The sequence below is a fragment of the Metabacillus idriensis genome (assembly GCF_009674765.1).
GTDB classification, from domain to species: Bacteria; Bacillota; Bacilli; order Bacillales; family Bacillaceae; genus Bacillus_P; species Bacillus_P idriensis.
The window spans coordinates 706,067-725,766 of record NZ_WKKF01000001.1 but is presented as its reverse complement, the minus strand read 5'-3'; the positions used below and the strand labels follow the sequence as shown (position 1 = coordinate 725,766).

The 19,700-nt window shown below is 39.1% G+C and carries 19 protein-coding genes and 1 pseudogene; 12 read left to right on the top strand and 8 right to left on the bottom strand.

Going from position 1 to position 19,700, the window contains the following annotated elements:
* Positions 1-89: 89 nt before the first annotated feature.
* Positions 90-1,241: a lactate 2-monooxygenase gene (locus GJU41_RS03585; protein ID WP_154318037.1), complete on the bottom strand. Its 1,152-nt coding sequence runs from the start codon at positions 1,239-1,241 to the stop codon at positions 90-92.
* A gap of 174 nt (positions 1,242-1,415) precedes the next feature.
* Between GJU41_RS03585 and GJU41_RS03580 the strand changes: the two genes are divergently transcribed.
* Entirely contained in the window at positions 1,416-1,991 is a 576-nt protein-coding gene (locus tag GJU41_RS03580; protein WP_070876915.1) for a DUF2179 domain-containing protein, read from the top strand.
* 112 nt (positions 1,992-2,103) lie between these two features.
* Here the strand turns inward: GJU41_RS03580 and GJU41_RS03575 are convergent, their stop codons facing one another.
* The 3 genes from GJU41_RS03575 to GJU41_RS03565 all read right to left on the bottom strand — a co-directional run bounded on the left by GJU41_RS03575 (position 2,104) and on the right by GJU41_RS03565 (position 5,672).
* Positions 2,104-2,970 carry a PPK2 family polyphosphate kinase gene (locus GJU41_RS03575; RefSeq protein WP_154318036.1) on the bottom strand — a complete coding sequence of 289 codons (867 nt, stop codon included), beginning with the start codon at positions 2,968-2,970 and terminating at the stop codon, positions 2,104-2,106.
* Between the two features lie 362 nt (positions 2,971-3,332).
* The gene (locus tag GJU41_RS03570; protein ID WP_154318035.1) at positions 3,333-4,400 is read right to left on the bottom strand and encodes an alpha/beta fold hydrolase; all 1,068 of its coding nucleotides are present in this window, start codon (positions 4,398-4,400) and stop codon (positions 3,333-3,335) included.
* A 399-nt stretch (positions 4,401-4,799) separates the two neighbouring features.
* Positions 4,800-5,672 (bottom strand): LysR family transcriptional regulator, encoded by an 873-nt coding sequence (locus tag GJU41_RS03565; RefSeq protein WP_154318034.1) that lies wholly within the window; start codon positions 5,670-5,672, stop codon positions 4,800-4,802.
* 152 nt (positions 5,673-5,824) lie between these two features.
* Here GJU41_RS03565 and GJU41_RS03560 point away from each other — a divergent pair, with 152 nt between their 5' ends.
* Positions 5,825-6,943 (top strand): AbrB family transcriptional regulator, encoded by a 1,119-nt coding sequence (locus tag GJU41_RS03560; RefSeq protein ID WP_154318033.1) that lies wholly within the window; start codon positions 5,825-5,827, stop codon positions 6,941-6,943.
* A gap of 24 nt (positions 6,944-6,967) precedes the next feature.
* Positions 6,968-7,561: a spore protease YyaC gene (gene yyaC, locus GJU41_RS03555; protein ID WP_070876855.1), complete on the top strand. Its 594-nt coding sequence runs from the start codon at positions 6,968-6,970 to the stop codon at positions 7,559-7,561.
* 15 nt (positions 7,562-7,576) lie between these two features.
* Here yyaC and GJU41_RS03550 read toward each other — a convergent pair.
* Positions 7,577-8,887 (bottom strand): annotated as a pseudogene (locus tag GJU41_RS03550) (CitMHS family transporter).
* A 176-nt stretch (positions 8,888-9,063) separates the two neighbouring features.
* Positions 9,064-9,927, bottom strand: coding sequence for a LysR family transcriptional regulator (locus GJU41_RS03545; protein ID WP_070876856.1), 864 nt, complete (start codon positions 9,925-9,927; stop codon positions 9,064-9,066).
* A gap of 145 nt (positions 9,928-10,072) precedes the next feature.
* Here GJU41_RS03545 and GJU41_RS03540 point away from each other — a divergent pair, with 145 nt between their 5' ends.
* From GJU41_RS03540 to GJU41_RS03535, 3 genes are all read left to right on the top strand, one after another.
* Positions 10,073-11,200, top strand: coding sequence for a 2-methylaconitate cis-trans isomerase PrpF family protein (locus GJU41_RS03540; protein ID WP_154318031.1), 1,128 nt, complete (start codon positions 10,073-10,075; stop codon positions 11,198-11,200).
* A gap of 74 nt (positions 11,201-11,274) precedes the next feature.
* Entirely contained in the window at positions 11,275-11,421 is a 147-nt protein-coding gene (locus tag GJU41_RS24590) for a hypothetical protein (RefSeq protein ID WP_170292711.1), read from the top strand.
* Between the two features lie 256 nt (positions 11,422-11,677).
* On the top strand, positions 11,678-12,304 hold the full coding sequence (locus GJU41_RS03535; RefSeq protein ID WP_154318030.1) for a LysE family transporter: 627 nt from the start codon (positions 11,678-11,680) through the stop codon (positions 12,302-12,304).
* Between the two features lie 7 nt (positions 12,305-12,311).
* On the opposite strand, the gene GJU41_RS03530 is transcribed toward GJU41_RS03535, so the two are convergent.
* A complete protein-coding gene (locus GJU41_RS03530) occupies positions 12,312-13,091 on the bottom strand; it encodes a YqcI/YcgG family protein (protein ID WP_224771354.1) in 780 nt (259 codons plus the stop codon).
* 388 nt (positions 13,092-13,479) lie between these two features.
* On the opposite strand from GJU41_RS03530, the gene GJU41_RS03525 reads away from it, so the two are divergent.
* From GJU41_RS03525 to GJU41_RS03515, 3 genes are read left to right on the top strand one after another with little or no spacing between them, the layout of a single operon-like run.
* Positions 13,480-13,734: a hypothetical protein gene (locus GJU41_RS03525; protein WP_070876860.1), complete on the top strand. Its 255-nt coding sequence runs from the start codon at positions 13,480-13,482 to the stop codon at positions 13,732-13,734.
* A 21-nt stretch (positions 13,735-13,755) separates the two neighbouring features.
* Complete coding sequence (locus GJU41_RS03520; RefSeq protein ID WP_154318029.1) at positions 13,756-14,607, top strand: dimethylarginine dimethylaminohydrolase family protein; 852 nt, start codon at positions 13,756-13,758, stop codon at positions 14,605-14,607.
* Positions 14,608-14,652: 45 nt separating this feature from the next.
* Positions 14,653-16,320 carry a ribonuclease J gene (locus GJU41_RS03515; RefSeq protein ID WP_070876862.1) on the top strand — a complete coding sequence of 556 codons (1,668 nt, stop codon included), beginning with the start codon at positions 14,653-14,655 and terminating at the stop codon, positions 16,318-16,320.
* 165 nt (positions 16,321-16,485) lie between these two features.
* On the opposite strand, the gene GJU41_RS24585 is transcribed toward GJU41_RS03515, so the two are convergent.
* Positions 16,486-16,626, bottom strand: a complete 141-nt coding sequence (locus GJU41_RS24585; protein ID WP_170292710.1) for a hypothetical protein — start codon at positions 16,624-16,626, stop codon at positions 16,486-16,488.
* 238 nt (positions 16,627-16,864) lie between these two features.
* Between GJU41_RS24585 and GJU41_RS03510 the strand changes: the two genes are divergently transcribed.
* The 3 genes from GJU41_RS03510 to GJU41_RS03500 all read left to right on the top strand — a co-directional run bounded on the left by GJU41_RS03510 (position 16,865) and on the right by GJU41_RS03500 (position 19,691).
* Positions 16,865-17,710, top strand: coding sequence for a manganese catalase (locus tag GJU41_RS03510; protein ID WP_070876863.1), 846 nt, complete (start codon positions 16,865-16,867; stop codon positions 17,708-17,710).
* A 187-nt stretch (positions 17,711-17,897) separates the two neighbouring features.
* Positions 17,898-19,262, top strand: a complete 1,365-nt coding sequence (locus GJU41_RS03505) for an amino acid permease (protein WP_070876864.1) — start codon at positions 17,898-17,900, stop codon at positions 19,260-19,262.
* A 12-nt stretch (positions 19,263-19,274) separates the two neighbouring features.
* Positions 19,275-19,691, top strand: coding sequence for a hypothetical protein (locus GJU41_RS03500; protein ID WP_070876865.1), 417 nt, complete (start codon positions 19,275-19,277; stop codon positions 19,689-19,691).
* Positions 19,692-19,700: the final 9 nt, after the last annotated feature.

The window sequence follows — 19,700 nt, the reverse complement described above, 5'->3', positions numbered from 1 at the left end:
GGTTATTTATTTTTATTTTATACAATTTTATTGGATTTTGACCATTTGGTTGAAAAAAGCCGGCTCTGATTTAGAGACGGCAACTATTGTTACATTCTTTTCAGCATATCCCGATTCAATTCCCCAACCGAACATTTCCCTGAAAGCGCCATCGTCAAATCGAAGTCTGCGATAAGATTTCTGAGGACTTGTTTTACCCCATCTTCCCCGGCTAAAGCAAGTCCATACATATAAGGGCGCCCAACCAGGACTGCTTTTGCTCCAAGCGCCAGAGCTTTTACAACATCCGAACCTCTGCGGATTCCGCTGTCCATCAAAACAGGGATTTCACCTTGCACAGTCTCACAAATTTCAGGCAGCGCATCAATCGCAGGAACAACGCCTGCCATTTGCCTTCCTCCATGGTTGCTGACAATGATTCCATCCACGCCATGATTTAAGGCAAGCTTTGCATCTTCACGGTGCAGAATCCCTTTCAATAATATAGGAAGATTCGTCTGCATTCTTAAATACTCAAGATCTTTCCAGGTTAAGGATGGATTGCCGAAGATCTTTGCCCAAAGCATGATGGCTGATCTCATATCTTCAGCAGGCGTCTTTTCTAATCTGGAACAAAAAACAGGATCTGCGAGGTAATTTCCGATTCCTTCTCCTTGTAAGAAAGGAAGGTAGGCATGTTCAATATCTTTTTCCCGCCACGCCATCATCGGCGTATCAAGCGTGATGACAATCGCGCTGTAGCCGGCTGATTCTGCACGTTTTACCATGCTTGCTGCAATTTCCCGGTCCTTGCTCCAATAGAGCTGAAACCATTTTTCACCGTTGCCCGAAACCTCTGCCGTCTTCTCCAGGCTGTATGTAGAAGCGGTGCTTGCGATAAAAGGCACATTCATCTCAGCAGCTGCCTGCGTACTCGCGAGTTCCCCATCTGGATGAACAATTGATTGAACACCAATCGGCGCACATAGAATTGGATACGGCAGCTTTTTGCCGAAAAGCTCAATACTCAAATCTCTTGTCGACGTATCGCAAAGCATTCTCGGCACAATCCGGTACTTCTCAAACGCCTCATTGTTTCGTGAACCTGCTGCTTCGGATCCCGCTGATGCCGCCACGTAATAAAACGGCTTAGCATCAAGCTTCTCCCTTGCTTTTGCTTCAAGTTCTTCAAATGAAACCGGTATGATATTTTCCTCAAGCTGCTGGTACACGTTTAACTGTACTTGGTTGCCGTAGCTCATACTAGATTCTCCCCTTTTAATGAAAGCGTTATCAATCTATGATAAGTATAACGCTTGCAGGAAATGCATCCAACAGATTTCCTGGTAATTTTATGAATGATTAAGAATAACTGAAAATCCATACGAAATATGTTAAGCTTTCCGTATGTCAGGAAGAAGGAGTTTTTTTACATGTTGCTTCAAGCGTTGTTGATTTTTTTATTGCAGCTGGTTTTTGTTCCGGTCCTCACAATGAGAACCATCCTTCTTGTAAAAAATCAAACAAAATCAGCAGCTGGTGTCGGGTTATTGGAAGCGATTATCTACATCATCAGCTTAGGAATTGTTTTTCAAGATCTATCAAACTTTTATAACATTATCGCTTATGTCGTCGGATTCAGTGTTGGCTTGCTGCTCGGAGGTTTATTGGAGAAGAAGCTTGCCATTGGCTATATAACGTATCAGGTAAACGTTCCTGAGAGAAATACGGAGCTTGTCAATGATTTAAGAAATGCAGGTTTCGGGGTAACTTCATTTGAAGGACAGGGCATCAATTCTACCCGCTACCGCTTGGACATTGTCTCTAAACGGTCACGCGAAGAGGAATTGCTCGAAATTATTCAGGAAAGAGAACCAACTGCTTTCATGATGTCCTATGAAATCCGCTCGTTTAAAGGCGGCTATTTAACAAAGTCGATGAAGAAAAGACAAAGTATGTTTATGAAGAAAAAAATGAAAGGACCTGCAGAGTCCTATTCTGAAAAAAGCTGATTTGAATTCGTTACAGGTTCCGTATTGAAGAAGAAAACAGCAAATTGCAGCAAAAAACGGGTACTAAATTGCAAAGCAATTAGTACCCGTTTTCGTTCACTCTATCGATTATTTAGTCTTCCTCATTTTCCAGCAGCTCGATATATTTATCGAGCTTCTCCCGGTTTTCTTGTGAAATTTCCGGAAATTGAGGGTCTATTTTTTCCAGACATTCAATCATGGCTTCCGTAATAATGTAGCGTGAATACCATTCATCATCTGCCGGAAGGATGTACCACGGGGCGTAATCCGTTGAGGTATTGCTTAACATGTCTTCAAAGATTTCCTGATAGCTGTCCCAATGCTGCCGTTCTTCCACATCGCTAAATGAAAACTCCCAGTTCTTTTTCGGATCTTTCATTCGCTCCAGCAGTCTATGTTTCTGTTCTTCTTTCGACATATGAAAGAAAAATTTAATTACTTCAAAGCCGTTTTCCACCATATAGCGTTCGAAATCATTTATTTGACGAAAGCGCACCGACCAGATTTCTTCCTTATCCTTATTGTCGGGTATTGTTTCGTCATCCAGCAAATCATGGACTCTTGGTGCAATCACTTCTTCATAATGGGACCGATTCAGGATGCCAATCTGTCCTCTCGCCGGAAGTCCTTCGCGAATCCGCCAAAGATAGTCATGGCTAAGTTCCGTGTCAGACGGCTTCTGAAAAGAAGTCGTTTTTAAACCTTGTGCAGTTAAATTCGAAAAGATGTAACTGATGGCCTCATCTTTACCCGCGGCATCCATCGCCTGCAAAACCACTACTATGCCTTTTTTCTCTTCTGCATGTAGCCGCCAGTGCAATTCTTTCAGCTTGCTGACGCTTTCCGGGATATGCTGTTCAAGCAGTTCCTTTTCCGTAAAGCCATGGTCCTCTGTTGTTGCATAATTCTTTAGTTCAACTTTTTTATTGTCTTCAACCATATATTTGCTTATGTTCATTTGTTCCTCCTATGACTTCCTTGAAAACCGGAAATCTCGATATCCGTTTTGGAATGAGCGTTTTAGAAATTTTTTCTAGTGGTTTCCTCTATCATTACCCGCGTTTTTGAATACACAAACGAGCTAAGGTTCAATTCACGCAGATGTTGATCTTGCCAACCACAGCTTCGCTTAAAATATCACTAATCAAAGAGAAACGGACTTTTTTCATTCCAAAGGAAATTAATCCATTCTTCATTATTTTCTCCCTTTTAACCTGTTTATTCTAACGCCGCCTGTTGCATATTTGAATCTTCTATATTTTTCACTTTAATCAATATAAAATTTAATTAAGCTTGATGTTTAATACATTTCAATATCATTTATATTTCATCAGCCATTTTCAAAATTGCTTTTATTATTACATCAGGTTGGTCATACATTACTGAGTGACTACTATTAGGAACTAAAACGAATTCACTATTAGTGGATAAGCTGGACAATTTTTTTTGAGAATCCATCCATTTCTTTTCAAAGCTATCCGCCTCTTGATCTGAGAATCCTAATTCTGTTGCCTGTAATTCCACCTCACTCGGTGTGATAATTGTTAAAGGCTTATCTCCTAAAGAGTGAGCATCTTCTAGTAATTTCTCATTTATTTTTATTTGCTTAATTTCATCATTTAATACTTTAAAAAATGGAGTATCCCAATGAACGTTTACATATTTTTTTGCGGAAAGGTAATTTGGCATTGAATCTGAAAATAGGTTTTCTCCAAATAGTCTCACTATTCCAAATTGAGATAATTTGCGATTCATTGATTGATCTTGTGTCTCGAAAAACTTATCATTAAATGATTTTGCTTGTTCTGAAAAATATTCATTTCTAGAATCTACAAGCACTAATCCAGTAACCTTTTCTGGATACTTTTCTTCAAAGAGACGAGAATAAATCCCACCAACAGAATGACCCACTAATATTACTGGGATGTCAATTTTAGAAGAGTCGAGAATCTTACTTAAATCATTAATCGTCGTATCGATAGAAAATCCATTAGGAGGTGGGTCACTCCAACCATACCCTGCTCGGTCATAAGTGATTACTTGGGTATGGTTTGATAGTTCTTTCTGAATGTTCGACCAATCATAAGACCAATTTCCGGTTCCTGTTTCAATAACAACAGGTGGCAAGCTCGTTTTGGTTCCTTTGATACTCATATGTATTTCTCTGTCCCCGACATCAATCATTTGTCCATCTGGAGGGTATTGGCTTTTAACATTTTTGTAACTTGTTTTTTCATAAACGAACCCTGAGATCAATGTAAGCAAAATGATTGTAATCAAGAACATTCCTAATAATTTCAACCTTCTAAATGGGTTAATCACATTCGTATGTTTAACCTCCAATTCACCATATCCCTTCACTAACTCTTTTATTTTTTTAACAACCAATTACTATCCATTTTAATTTCAAACATTATACCGTCACTTTAAGTCATTTCTTCTCAATCTCACCGATATCAACATAAATATCCAGTTTTGTTCAGGAGTCTTATTCTTATTAAATGACCTTTTAACAGAATATTCAAATTTTATTTACTCCACTTATTTTACCATAAGCCAGGATAACAAATAGAAAATTTACTGGGTAAATGATTTTAGAAATGACAATGAAATTGTCACACATTTTGGCAAGCTTTTTTTGGTCTGCTATTCACCTGGTAATGGAGGAGAATAACCTTGATATAATAACAAAACGTCCTGTGCCATTCACAGGACGTTACTTATGTCATTTTAATGTTATGCAGCCTAAAACGGAACCCTTTAGTAAAATAGACGACCTTTTTTCCTCTAAATCCCATTCTCCAAATCCAAATCCTCAATAAAATCAACAAATGCCTTCACAATATTCAGCTGCAGGGATTCCTCGTGGAAAAACATCCACGTTTTACGCATGATTGGCTTTCCTTCAGCGGTTTCAATTACAATTTTGTGGAGGTCATCGACATCACTTAAAATCATACTTGGCAAAATAGCATAGCCCAATCCATTTACAACCATTTTTTTGCACGTATCGGCTTTATCCACTTCTATGCTTATCAATGGGGGCTGAGTGAAGTGTTCAGACCACCAATGATCTACGGCTGTTTTCAGCAGAGGATCTGTGTGGTAATCAATTCTCGGCAGATCAGGGAGTTTCGAGATATCGATTTCACTTTTTGAAGCTATGCACAAGGTTTCTTCAAATAGCGGACGCTTTTGCCCTTTCCAGCTGTAATCTCCCCTGACAAACCCGATGTGAACCTCCCCGCTGTATATTAAATGGGCAATCTCGCTGCTGAATGCGGTCGTTACCTTGAATTCAACATTCGGGTACTGCTCTTTAAATAATTTCAAGAGATTGGGAAGCTTATAATCCGTGAAAAAATTAGACACGCCAAGCCTTAATGTTCCAACTGCGTTATCCTCCATATTGAGGACATTTTCTTTTATTTTTTGAAGGGCAGACAGCATATCATGTGCGCTTTTCGCCAAATATTCGCCTTGTGGCGTAAATTGAACGCCGCGTCTTCCTCTCAGAACGATGGTAACACCGAATTCCTTTTCCAGCTGCTGCAGGCGATTCGTTAATGCAGGCTGAGAAATATATAAATGCTGGGCGGCTTTTGTGATGTTTTTTTCACGGTATAGAGTCTGTAACACCAGCCAATCCCGTTCATCCATCCTCTTTCCCCCCTCTGTTAGACATCAATAATATTTATGGATAAGGATAAAAAATCAATATTTTATTTATATCTGAAAGTATACTATATTTGTGTTAATAAGTTGGTGATTCGTCCATTCACTGCTTTAAAACATAGAAAGAAGGAGCTTGTATGAAAGAAAACAGCGAATTTCTTCAATTTGTTTTCTTTATGGCAGTATGCGGGGCTTGCGGATTTCTATTTTCCCTCACAGGTATTCCGGTCGGCTGGATGATTGGTACACTGCTCTCGGCAGCTTTTCTTACTATCACGAGTCCAAAATGGCTGAAGATGCCCCATACAGGTATTCCAAATCATTGGTTATTAATTGGTCAGGGGATCTTGGGGATTGAACTGGGCATGAAGTTAAATGATTCTGTTTTTACTATTTTCAAAGAGAATTGGCTGATTGTCACGATGATGCTGTTTCTTTCTATTTTATTTGCTTTACTGTCCGGCCTGATTTTATGGAAATACAGCAGACTTGATATGCTGACCAGTTTTTTTGCCTCAGCACCCGGCGGCCTGTCAGCCATGCCGAGTATGGCAGAAGAAGCAGGCGCCAATACAGGGATGGTAAGCATCATTCAAACCATGCGCATATTCATTGTCGTTCTCTCCATTCCTCTTCTGCTCTTTATGTGGATTGGAAGCCCTGTTCAGGACACAGTTTCTCCTGCAGTTTATTCTTTTAATTTCGAAGATTTGGCAGGGACTGCTGTCTTCCTGCTGGCCGCATGGCTTGGTTCTTACACATTTAAATTATTAAAATTTCCTGCTCCATGGCTAATCGGCGTAATGATCAGTGTAGGATTGGTCAAGTCTATCAGTTCCGCAGCCGGTTATGATTTCTCAGCCTGGTGGCCGCATGAGTTTATCATTCTTTCACAGCTATTAATTGGTGCAAGCATTGGCTCCCGTTTTCATAAAAGGATGTTCATCGGGTTAAAAGAAACGCTGTTCATCTCTTTTTTAAGCACAACAGGCCTAGTGCTCGCTATGTTCTTCTGTGCGTATCTTGTATCTGCTGCAACAGATCTGCCATTCATCACCTCTGTGCTCGCATTTGCACCGGGCGGTATTGCCGAAATGACAACTGCAGCAATCGTGTTTCATGCCGACTCCGCATTTGTCGCAGCGGTTCAGGTGCTGCGGATCGTCGCTGTCTGTATGATCCTTCCTCCTTTCTTTAAATTCTTGCATGTCTTAGAATGTAAGAAGAAGAAACAATCACAGGCTTCTGCCTCATGATTGGATCCGATCGGGGGGCTAACAGTGAATCTTTTTTCTAATAAAAAACCAGAGGAACCTGCTTATCTAGTAAAATCCAATAGTAAAACAGAAGAAAAGGAAATTGAATGTGCAGCCCGGAAATTACGGGAAATTTTCCAGCATGCTGAACAGGAGAATAAGGAGATTGTTTTCCTATGCATTGGTTCAGACCGGTATGTCGGTGATTCATTAGGACCTTTAGTCGGAACAATGCTCTCGGAAAAAGATATCCCCTTCCGCATTTACGGAACGCTGAAAGAGCCGGTACATGCCTTTAATTTAAAAGGCATCCTTAAAGAGATTCAAAAACCATTTAAGAAACCTCTCATTATTAGCATGGATGCTTGCCTCGGAGCTCAAGATCAAGTCGGTTCTGTCATTTTTAATAATGGTCCTCTTGCCCCCGGAAAAGCGCTCGAAAAGATGCTTCCGGAAGTTGGAGACTACCATTTCAAAGCAATCGTGAATTATATTGATCCGCTGCCTGCTTCCCAATTTTTAAATGATACCCGCCTGTTTACGGTCATGAACCTGGCGAAGATCATTGTCAGCATCATTTCAATCGCCGCGAAAAAAGAAATGGAGCCTCGCATCTAGCAGGCTCCGCTTTTTTTAAGTAATCGCACCAGTAATAAAGGCAGCAAGTATAATCACAATGGAGCATAGAAGAGTCCACTTAAAGGCGTAGCGCTGGAATTCGCCAAGATCCGTTTTGACCATCCCAACAAGTAAGAGCGTGGAAGCAACGAGCGGACTCAGAAAATGAACAGGCTGGCCCAAAACAGAAGCTCTCGCAATCTCCAGGGGACTTACTCCATATGCAGCTCCTGCCTCAGCAAGTATCGGCAATACGCCAAAGTAGTACGCATCATTGGAAAGCACGAATGTAAACGGCATACTTGTCAGCGCCACAACCAGCGGGAAAAAAGAACCTACAGATTCCGGAATAATGGCAACCAAAGAATTCGAAATCGCATCCACCATTTTTGTTCCCGAAAAAATGCCTGAAAAGATGCCGGCTGCAAACACTAAGATAACAACGGTTAACGCATTACCTGCATGTGAAAGAATTCGCTCTTTTTGCTGCTCTAAATTCGGGTAGTTGATCATCGCAGCAAGCACAGCTCCAATTAAAAACAGAACTGGAACCGGCAGAATGCCCATGACCAGGATCACCATGACTGTGAGGGTTAAAATGAAGTTTACCCATCTTAATTTTGGACGTTTTATATCTTCCTGCAGCGTATAAGCGGCTGCAGCTTCACTCAGCGCCAATGATTCCTTCGATACTTCTTCCATTTCAATAATCCCTATTCGTGCCCGCTACTTTTTTCCAAGAACAAAAGCGATAAAAAGAATACATCCCATTCCTGCAAGCATTGTCGGGAGCATAGGGAGAAAGAATTCATTTGCATCAAGGCCTAATGAGGCAACCGCTCTTGTCGCAGGTCCTCCCCAAGGTGTCATCCCGCTCATAATACTGACAGACAGCATCGAAATGGTTGCTAGAATCAGCGTATTCATGCCAATTCGCAGGTAAAGCGCAAGCATGGCAGAAATGGTAATCATATGTGTCGTAGTTCCGTCTCCATCAAGCGCAACGATCATGGCGATAACAGCTGTTCCTATCGCTATTTTCACCGGATCGCCTTTAACCAATTTCATCATTTTATGAATAAGGGGATCAAATAATCCTGCATCTATTAAAATACCGAAAAACAAAATCGCAAACAGGAGTAAAGCTGCTGAAGGGGCTACTGTCTTCAATCCATCCATCATCATCTCCCCAAGCTCTAACCCGAATCCCCCAATCAGCGCAAAGACAATCGGTACAATAACCAGAGCCGTAACAGGAGATAACCGCTTCGCCATAATCAAATAGGTAAAAACCGCCACCATCGAAATTCCTAAAAAAGTAAGTATCTTCATCCCCTCCTCGTTTTAAGTAACCGCTTACAAATAATTCTAATTATCATTCGCAATATTGCATATTTTAAGATTATTAGAAACAAGGAAATAAGTAAAATATATATTTTTTAGGTTTTCATAAAAAAAATCTTATAACCTAGTCATTAGAACGGGTAAATTTCCCCGTTCCCTTAAATATCAGGATGATGATTTAAAAAGTCAATAAAATGCTTAACAGTAGACAATTGCAGAGAATCCTGATTATACATAAGCCACGTATTTCTTAAAACAGGCTCCCCATTTTTATAAGACAGGCCATATGTATATAGATTATCAGATGGCTGGAGGCAAATTTCAGGCAAAATCGCAATTCCTAAATCATTTTTTACCATCTCCTTGCACGTTTCCTGCCTGTCTGTTTCCATTGTTATAAATGGAGGCTCTGAGAAGCGGTCATTCCACCAGCCGTTTATCAGATTTTTTAAGGAACTATCTGTCTTATATTGAATAAACGGCAGCTGAGGAAGCCGGTCCATATTGATTTCATTTTTTGAAATCAGACACAGCCTTTCTTTATGTAGAAGTGTTTTCGTTCCATACCAGTCATAATTTCCGCGCAAAATGCCTAGCTGCACGCTTGAAGAATCCAGCAGGCTCATAATCTCAGTACTCCAGCCGGTGTTCACACTGAATTGCACATTAGGATGCTCTGTTGAAAAACCTTTTAATAGTTTAGGAAGTTTATATTGTGCAAAGTTGCTCGATACTCCAAGACGTAAAGTTCCCCTTACTTCCTTTTGCATGTTCAACATGTAGTCTTTTGTCTTCTGCAGATTTTGGATCATTTCTTCTGCATAAGCAGCTAAATGCAGCCCCTCGGAGGTAAACTCTATGCCCCCTTTAATTTTAAAAAACAAACGGGTTCCGAACTCTTCTTCCAGATTTTTCAGCCTATATGTGAGCGCAGGCTGTGATATATACAGACGTTCAGAGGCCCGGCTGATGTTTTTTTCCTCACTTAAAATCCTCAAAGCGATCCAGTCTTTTTCATCCATCCCTTTCAGCTCCAATCTTTGATTATAAGTTTTTTTATGTATTTCAATAAGAATTTATCTATTTTACTTATGATTATCTGTATCATACTATATTTTTAAAAGCACCGGTACTTTTTGAAAATGAATAAGAAAAGGTGGTTACGAGATGAAAGTGCCTGCCGTAGTGATGCGCGGAGGAACAAGTAAAGGCGTTTTTCTGAACTTTGAAGATATGCCGTCTGATCGTTTGCTGTGGGATGAATTTTTACTCGATATTATGGGAAGCCCTGACCGCAGGCAGATTGACGGACTCGGCGGAGCCAATTCATTAACCAGTAAAGCGGCGATTATCAAAAAGTCAGATTCAGAAGAAATTGATGTCGAATACACCTTTGCCCAAATCAGCATTGAAAATCAACTGGCTGATTTTAAAGGAAATTGCGGAAACATCTCCTCTGCAGTTGGTCCTTATGCAATTGAGCAGGGACTTGTTCCGGCAATCGAACCGATTACGAGCGTGAAAATTTATAATACGAATACGAATAAGATCATCATTGCGGAAGTAGAGGTTGAAAAGGGCAGGGTCAAAACAGAGGGAATGTGCTCGATACCAGGTGTTCCCGGAACAGGTTCCCCAATCTATCTTTCGTTCACACATTCTGAGGGTGCCGTCACTGGAAAGCTGTATCCGACCGGAAAAGCTGCAGATACTATTCAAACACCGAGTGGTCCCATTGAAGTTTCAATAGTTGATGTGGCCAATCCGCTCGTCTTCGTTAACGCAAATGATGTAGGTCTTAAAGGAACTGAGCTTCCCCATGAATTTACGCAGGAAAAATTGGCTGAACTTGAAGAAATAAGAGCGTCAGCAGCTGAATTGTGCGGTTTTGCAAAAAAAGAAAACGCAACGAAACAATCGCCCGCCGTGCCTAAAATGACTATAATCGCTCCGCCAATGGATTACACTGATGTAACTGGAACACCAAGATCCGCTTCTGAAATGGACTGCACCATCAGGATGATGTCCATGCAGAAACCGCATCAGGCCCTTGCTATTACAGGAGCGATTTGTACAACCTCCTGCGCATATCTAAAAGATACGATCTTGTCTGATCTCATAACCGTAAAAAATGAAGTTTTCCGTTTAGGACATCCGGCAGGCATCATGCAGACAAAAACAGATGTAATCGCCGGTCACATTTGCGCCATCAAAGTCGTTCGTACAGCGCGAATCATTTTGGAAGGGTACGTTTACACAAAGAAAAACTATAATGTTTCCGGAATGCTTGCCTGAGAGCAGTCATAATATGTCCATTTCGAAATAGCATTTAATAAGAAGAAAATTCAGCTCAACAAGGAGGAACTAAAATGTGGGTGATTACCCTCTTTTTAAAGGAAACCATTAAAATGTACGAATTCAGCTCAGAAAAAGAAGCCAGAGATGCATTCAAGAAATTAAAAGGCAGCAAGTTTCTGTCTGAAATTATTTACTTTAATGATCCTTGTTTTGGTTGAACTTCTATGAACAGCAGTGGAAAACACTAAAAACGCTTAGAAATGATTCTGAGCGTTTTTTCTGTTTCTTCTCAAATATTCCTTGTCTAAATTTGAATTAAAATCACAAATAATTCAATCCTTCACTACCAAATACCTTTAATTGATCTTATCTGCAGCATGATAAGAATCTTCTCCCTATTTCTTCAATATAAAAGTAGTACATGCACCTCCTAAGGAATATGCTTATATATAAAACATTTTGGAGGGCACCAATTTGAACATATTTATAACCTATATGATTCTTGGTATTTCTCTGGCAGCACCTATTGGTCCTGTAAATGCAGCTCAGCTTAATCGCGGGATAAAAAAGGGATTTTTTCATGCATGGATTTTTGGGATAGGAGCGCTGCTCGCTGATCTGCTTTATATGATGCTTGTATATTTTGGTGTGATTCACTTTATTGACTCTTCATTTATGAAAACCTTTCTTTGGATTTTTGGTTTCTTTGTCCTTATTTACTCGGGTATCGAGAGTCTTTTGAGCATAAGAGAAATACATATCAGGAATGATGCTTCTTTGAAAAATTCGGTCTTCAGCTCATTTTTATCAGGATTTGTCATGTCTGTTTCAAATCCGCTGACCATTATGTTCTGGTTAGGCATTTATGGATCAGTTTTAGCTAAAACTGTTTCCAGTTCCAGTATCAATCAGCTTTTATTTTACAGTGCTGCTATCATCTTTGGAATTTTAATCTGGGATTTTACTATGGCCGCAGTCTCAAGCTACGCAAGAAAGTTCCTTCACTCTAAACTATTGATCGCCATCTCATTCCTCTCATCATTATCGATGATTGGATATGGAATCTATTTTGGTTACCAAGCATGTGTGATTTTATTTTAATGAAGACTCAAATTTTATCCCTATTTTTCTTAGACTCAGAATGCATGTCATTATTTACATAGCCTGAGAATGGACAGGTTTTGGGTGATGAATGGTCATCCCGCAGGAAATACTGCTTCCATTCATAATTATTCTCGTTCCCATACTGATTCAAATCTGGATGAGGGGAAATTGTATCATATTGATTTAACCTTCTCCTTATCTCCTTTTTCACTTTGCTGCTGAGGATTTTATTCTTTTCGAATTCATTTAACACCCACCGTGGTGTAATTGCTAACATGAGGTAAGGAAAAAAACGGCTATTTCTGTGGCGATGACTGGGGGTTGCACAATACATAAAGTAATTTTCCAAAGCGAAACAGTACTCCCAGAGATTATTTTCCGGGTCTATTGGAATGTCTATTGGCCATTGCTCCTTATCGAACTCCTTTATGCTTGATAATATCTTCCAAAAAAGAACCTCATAATTCTCCGGTGTATATCTTTCAGTTTCAGGTATGTTTTTAAAGAAAACAATAAGTGAAGAGTATGTGCCAGTCGTTTTAGAGATTTCAGAATAATAGGTAAACTTCCCTGCAAAATCAGAGAGAGAGTTCATGTCAAGCGGATCCTCTATGAACGCGTATCTAAAGTGATTCATAGCAAACCCTTGTGTCGCCGGTATGCAAGGAAATTTAAGCTCCTTGTTTTGTATTTTTTCTGAGAATAAATGAAATGCTTTTCTTTCCCAGTCTTCAAGTATAGGTTCGTTTTTATCGAGGCTGATTTTATCATAAATAAGCTTCACGTATTATCCCTCCTTCACCCAATTTATTTTTGGGAACGGGAAAGGGTGCGCGTATAAGATGAGAAAGCTAAAAGGAAGGTGAAAATCTGATGATAAATGATACTTGTGAAAGAAATAATAAGGTATCCTGTAAGATCACTTCACGGGGAAAAAATTAATAAAGTAAATGTAGTGGGACATGGGTAACCAACGAGAATAAATCATAAAAATACATCTGATAAACATGCTAAGGTTATCATAAAAGGACTTCCATTATCTGTATGAGTCTTAAGTTACCTGAGCACAATATTAAGACTGTCAGTTTGAAGCAGTTACTCGTTTAATAATAATTTGGTTTTATGAAAGATAAAAACAAAATTAAGATCATGCATCAATTGGAGGATAGATAATGGAACAAACTAATTTTGATGAAATGCTGCACCTGGTAGAACAAGCAAGAAATACGGTGATCCATGCCCAAATGAATTTCAACTCCGAAGAATACCAAAAAGCCTTAAGAGCTTTAAAGCTAGCTAAAGATCAATTAAGCACTGTTATACACCAGGATATACAAAATGATGAACAGGCAAAAAAGGTTCAGCATGCTAAAGAACATTTAATGCATTTAAATGAAACGCTTGTTGCCCTGCAGAGCACCCACTAAAACAATTCGGAGGATAATGATATGCATCAAGAAGATAAGACAGAAGTAAGCTGCTTTTCCGAATATGATTCTTTAAAAAATGTCATCTTATGCGAACCAAGATTTATGAGAATCAGTCAGGTAATTAATGAGACTCAAAGAAGATATCAAAAAGAAAATATTGAAGTGGAAAAAGCAATCGTTCAACATCAAACTTTTGTTGAAGTGCTCAAAAATAACGGAATCGAGACTCATATCCTTCCTTCAAAAGAAAAATATCCAGAACAGGTTTTTACTAGAGATATCGGATTTGCTGTAGGAGAGGTTCTATTTATTTCAGATATGAAAATGCAAATCAGACAGGGAGAAGAAGGAATTCTAAAAGAATGGCTTAATACCATTGGAATAAAGTACATAGACCTTGTAGAAGATCAGACTGAAGGCGGCGATGTTATTATTGACCGTAAAACAGTCTATATTGGTTTAAGTGAAAGGACAACAGCCGGTGCCGTTGAAAAAATTCAATCACATCTAAAAGATTATACGGTCATTCCTATCCCTATTAAAAAAGAAATTTTACATTTAGATTGTATCTTCAATATTATTTCAGATACAGAGGCCCTTATTTATAAAGATGGCCTCAATGAAAGTGAATATAAGCTTCTAGCCAAACGATTTGATTTAATTGAGGTTTCTAAAGAAGAACAGTTTTCAATGGGTGTAAACGTTCTTTCTTTAGGAAATAAAAAGATCATCAGTTTGCCTCAAAACGCAGAAGTCAACCAGGAATTAAGCAAGCGCGGGTATGAGGTGATTATAATTGATTTTAGTGAAATTATAAAGTCAGGCGGATCATTCCGATGCTGCACGCTGCCAATTAAACGAATCCCGTAATTCACTCTCAAAAAAGGTTAGATACATAGGAGGATTTTTGTTTTGATGACTAGTGAAAAGCTTTCAATATTTGCACTTGGCGGATTGAATGAAATCGGTAAAAACATGTATGCCTTACAGTACGATAATGAAATAGTAGTCATTGACTGCGGATCGAAATTTCCCGATGAAAGTCTATTGGGAATTGATTTGATCATTCCTGATATTGCCTATCTGCAGGAAAACAAAGATAAAATTAAAGGTTTAGTGGTTACTCATGGCCATGAAGATCACATTGGAGGTATTCCCTATCTTTTAAAACAGCTGAACATCCCGATTTATGCTACTAGGCTTACTCTAGGATTAATCGAAATTAAGTTAAACGAACACAACCTTTTGGCTGACACAAAACTGATAAGAATTGATTCAGAATCAATAATTGAATTTGACTTTTTAAAATTAAGTTTCTTTAAAACAAATCACAGCATTCCTGATTGCCTTGGCGTAGTTTTTAACACCCCTGAAGGAACTGTTGTCCATACCGGTGATTTTAAATTTGATTTGACCCCAGTAAATAATCAGCATACTGACATACATAAAATGGCCAAAATAGGCAGTGAAGGCGTTTTGCTGCTCTTATCAGAAAGCACTAATGCTGAAAGGCCAGGATTTACTCCTTCCGAACAAATCGTAGGAGAACATATAGAAGATGCCTTCATAAAAGCTCATCGAAAAATTTTCATCTCTACTTTTGCTTCAAATGTAAATCGAGTCCAGCAAATCGTGAATGCTGCAAAAATAACGAATAGAAAATTAGCCTTACTCGGACGAAGTATGGTTAATGTGGTATCTGTGGCTATCGATCAAGGATACCTTCAAATACCTGATGGCATGCTGATTGAAGCACATGAAATCAATCAATTGCCTCCTGAGCGGGTAGCAATCCTTTGTACTGGAAGTCAAGGTGAACCAATGGCTGCTCTCGCCAGACTTTCAAACTCAAGTTATCGGAATGTCGAGGTATTGCCTGAAGATACGGTGATTTTTTCAGCTTCCCCAATCCCAGGTAATGAAAGAAACGTCTCCCGTATTATAGATAACTTGTTTAACTTAGGAGCAACTGTCATATACGGGTCTGGCAGTTCAACTGGAATGCATGTTTCAGGCCATGCCTATCAAGAAGAACTCAAGCTGATGCTGACTTTGATGAAACCGAAATATTTCATCCCTATTCATGGAGAATACAGAATGCTTCACCATCACTGTTTACTGGCTGAATCCGTGGGTGTCACAGCTGACAATATGTTTGTTATGAAAAATGGGGATATTGTAGACATTTCGAATCAGACAGCCGTTCAAACTCGTTCAATACAAGCAGGCAATGTATATGTTGATGGTTTAGGTATTGGCGATATTGGCAATATCGTTTTAAGAGACAGGAAACAGCTTTCAGAAGACGGGATGCTTGTTATCGTAATCACTTTAAGCAAAACGGAAGCAAAAATCATATCCGGTCCAGATGCTATATCACGAGGTTTTGTTTATGCACGTGATTCTGAAACGCTATTGCGAGAGGTTAATCAGCTTACAAAAACAACTGTAAATTCACTATTAACAAAGAAAAACCACCAATGGAACGCAATCAAAAAAGAGATAAAAGAAAAACTTGGGCATTTTTTATTTGTTCAAACTAAGAGAAGACCTATGATCCTTCCCATCATTATTGAAGTTTAATAATAGAGGAAAAAATCCTGCTCTTTAAAGGTCACTTGCTTCCCTTTTGTGAATCTCTCATGGTGAAAAGAAATAATCACAAGTATACTATCTTTTACAAAAAGACTTCTATCCATAAGAACAGAAGTCTTTTTAAATGTAACCAAGTTTGAGAAAGTGTTTTGTTTAAAAAAAGGTTTTTATTTCATTTTTATCTCTCTCACATACAGAGCAATGATAATTTATTTCTAAAGCATCTTCAGTAATTGTGTGGAGCGTTTCTTTTTGGCAGTTTTCACAATATCTTGTTAATTTTGTTTCAATCAATTCCTCACCTGCTTTATTTATTTGCGAATATAAAAAAGTCCATATTCATATAAAGTATGCCGCTTTTTAAAGTCTTGTAAAACTTTCTTTTAATATTAAATAATCTTTATTCCCTCTCATACTTAATTGACCATAATAGTAAATTTCTCTCATTTTGATTCTTCTAATGTTTTATAAAAGAATAGCCGGGTATGTAGATAATGTTAAAATAATCAAAATATTAGGAGGAGGAATTAAAATGTTCCGGCATCAGAAAAATTTGCAATTTGAAGTGAAAGTAGACAGCCCGGATCCAATGCTAGCCCGTCAAGTTCAAGAAGTGTTAGGTGGACAATTTGGAGAAATGACCGTTATGATGCAGTACCTCTTTCAAGGATTTAACTGCCGGGGTGAAGAGAAATATAAAGATATGCTGATGGATATCGGAACAGAAGAAATCGGCCATGTAGAAATGCTTTGCTCATTGATTAGCCAATTAATGGATGGTGCCTCTCCTGAAGATCAGTCAAGAGCAGCCGAGGATCCTGCGATGGCCGCCATCATGGGAGGAATAAATCCGCAGCATCTGCTTGTAAGCGGTCTTGGCGGCTTGCCGACAAACTCTAATGGTGTACCATGGAATGGATCATATATCGTGGCAAGCGGAAATCTCTTAGCCGATATGCGTTCTAACTTACATGCTGAGACTCAAGGCAGACTTCAAGTATCCAGGTTATACCACATGACAAAAGATGAAGGTGTGCGTGCAACGTTCCGTAAAATGCTTGCCCGTGATCGATATCATCAATATCAATGGATGGCTGCCATACAGGAGCTAGAAGAGAAGAATGGTGTCGTCGTACCTGCTTCTTTCCCTCCTGAAGCAGAATTAGAGTCCCAGGAAGAAGCATACAAATTCTGGAATTTATCGGAAGGGGAAGAATCAGGCCAAGGACCTTGGGCTAATGGCACCGCTCCCGATGGAACTGGGGATTTTGTGTATGTTTCCAATCCCGAACCAAAAGGACAAGTGCCAAAACCTAAAATTCCTGCTGATCATTTACATCATGATCTAGGAAAACACCTTGTTAAAAATCAACAATAAAACAAACCATAAGATTCATCCCCTTTCAAATTTTCTCTCTTAACAAGCCAGATTTCTGGCTTGTTTAATTTGTTTTAAAAAACTAAAAGCCTGCTTAACTTTAAGCATAAAATACATATATCCTCTCCAAAAAAATACATATTCATTGCCTTTATATCGAACAATAAAATTGTGAAGGAGGGGTTACATGAGCGGCTGTACTCCAGGCAGTTCGAATAAAAGCAGCTCAGGCAGCGGAGATTTAAAATGGTGGCAGTTATCTTTAATCGGAGTCGGCTGCACCATTGGAACCGGATATTTCCTTGGATCCAGCATTGGAATTATGATTACTGGTCCCTCCATTGTCATATCTTTTTTCTTGGCATCAATAGGTACATATATTGTTTTTAATGTTCTGGCAAAGATGACAGCAAAAGATCCGCAGGAAGGATCCTTCTGTTATTATGCAGGGAAAGCATTCGGCAAATGGGCTGGATTCAGCTGCGGGTGGAATTATTGGGCTTCCAATATCTTAATTATGGGCAGTCAGCTTATTGCCTTATCTATACTCTCTCAATTTTGGTTCCCAAATATAGCTTTATGGATTTTTGCCGTTGTATATGCGATTCTTTCCATCCTGGTTGTTATAACAGGCACAAAAGGGTTCGATAAGACAGAAAACCTTCTTGCCGTTATAAAGTTTGCTGCGATTATCATGTTTATCATTCTGGCAGTTCTTGCACTTATGGGATTCATAAAAGGACCCAAAAAACCCGAAATAGTTGCAGGAGCCGTTACTCTTTTCAAGGATGGATGGAAAGGTTTTTGGGCTTCATTGACTTATGCTTTTTATGCTTACGGCGGAATTGAAGTCATTGGTCTTATGGCCATGCAGCTGAAAAAAAAGGAAGATGCTCCAAAGGCCGGGACAGTAATGCTCATCTGTCTGACCGCCGTTTATGTCGCTTCTTTGGCCCTTGCCGTCCTGCTTGTGTCCACTGATGCATTTCATGAAAAAGAAAGCCCATTTGTAACGGCTTTAACTGGATATAATCTTGTATTTTTTCCACATGTCTTTAATGCAGCCATTATTATCGCAGGATTTTCTACCATGACTGCTTCCCTTTTCGGTGTAACGAACCTTCTTGTGACGTTGTCCAAAGATGGAGATGCTCCAGCTTTTTTTTCTAAGAAAAGCAAGAGATTTAAACAGCTTCCTGTCCCTTCCCTTGCATTAGCATCAATAGGTCTGGTTGCATCCATCGTAACGGCCCTGCTTCTGCCGGGAAAAATATACGAGTATATAACAACCGCAGCAGGAATACTTCTTCTGTACAATTGGTTTTTCATTATTATATCTTTCTTAAAGCTGATGAAAACAAATTGGATCACTAAGCTATCTTCGTATTTTGGGATTGTTTTGATTTTGGCTGCTGTAAGCGGAACGTTAATGGACAAGGCTGTCAGACCAGGTTTTTACATTAGCTTGCTCTTTGTGCTCATTATCTTTTTAATCTGCTTAAAGATGAAAAAATATTGGAAACAGGAAAAAATAAAAATTAGATATTATTAAGGAGTGACTAAAATGGGGAATTCAAAAAAAGAGCAGACTCCTACAGAAGATGCAGTCTTGCTTATGTTCCTCTCCCTTGCCGAAAATGATGGCATAGAAGCAGCGATTACCCTGAACATTCAGGGAGTCATCGTTACAGGCCTTTTAATTGGTTCTAGAGCTTATTATGACGGGATCACTGAATCCTCCCTTACTCTCAAAGATGATACAATGTCAAAAATTATTGCCAAACGATTTAGTGACTTAAGAGATGAATACTTAAAACAAAAGCAGGAACAAGGGGATAAAAAAGACGATGAGGAAGCTGCCGTGACCTATATTCACCTAAAAAACGCAAAATATCATCAACCGGCAATGAATGCTTCTACATCCTGGTGGAGGGGGAAAATTTCATCCATTGATTCCTTTTCATTTGATTCACTGATTTAAGTGCGGAAA

What these genes read in the sequence shown, in the direction of transcription:
- GJU41_RS03510 (WP_070876863.1), top strand. Translation starts at nt 16,865, where the DNA reads ATGTTCCGGCATCAGAAAAATTTGCAATTTGAAGTGAAAGTAGACAGC.
- GJU41_RS03520 (WP_154318029.1), top strand. Translation starts at nt 13,756, where the DNA reads ATGCATCAAGAAGATAAGACAGAAGTAAGCTGCTTTTCCGAATATGAT.
- GJU41_RS03500 (WP_070876865.1), top strand. Translation starts at nt 19,275, where the DNA reads ATGGGGAATTCAAAAAAAGAGCAGACTCCTACAGAAGATGCAGTCTTG.
- GJU41_RS03545 (WP_070876856.1), bottom strand. Translation starts at nt 9,927, where the DNA reads ATGGATGAAAAAGACTGGATCGCTTTGAGGATTTTAAGTGAGGAAAAA.
- GJU41_RS03505 (WP_070876864.1), top strand. Translation starts at nt 17,898, where the DNA reads ATGAGCGGCTGTACTCCAGGCAGTTCGAATAAAAGCAGCTCAGGCAGC.
- GJU41_RS03565 (WP_154318034.1), bottom strand. Translation starts at nt 5,672, where the DNA reads ATGGATGAACGGGATTGGCTGGTGTTACAGACTCTATACCGTGAAAAA.
- GJU41_RS03575 (WP_154318036.1), bottom strand. Translation starts at nt 2,970, where the DNA reads ATGAACATAAGCAAATATATGGTTGAAGACAATAAAAAAGTTGAACTA.
- GJU41_RS03515 (WP_070876862.1), top strand. Translation starts at nt 14,653, where the DNA reads ATGACTAGTGAAAAGCTTTCAATATTTGCACTTGGCGGATTGAATGAA.
- GJU41_RS03560 (WP_154318033.1), top strand. Translation starts at nt 5,825, where the DNA reads ATGAAAGAAAACAGCGAATTTCTTCAATTTGTTTTCTTTATGGCAGTA.
- GJU41_RS03525 (WP_070876860.1), top strand. Translation starts at nt 13,480, where the DNA reads ATGGAACAAACTAATTTTGATGAAATGCTGCACCTGGTAGAACAAGCA.
- GJU41_RS24590 (WP_170292711.1), top strand. Translation starts at nt 11,275, where the DNA reads ATGTGGGTGATTACCCTCTTTTTAAAGGAAACCATTAAAATGTACGAA.
- GJU41_RS03585 (WP_154318037.1), bottom strand. Translation starts at nt 1,241, where the DNA reads ATGAGCTACGGCAACCAAGTACAGTTAAACGTGTACCAGCAGCTTGAG.
- GJU41_RS03540 (WP_154318031.1), top strand. Translation starts at nt 10,073, where the DNA reads ATGAAAGTGCCTGCCGTAGTGATGCGCGGAGGAACAAGTAAAGGCGTT.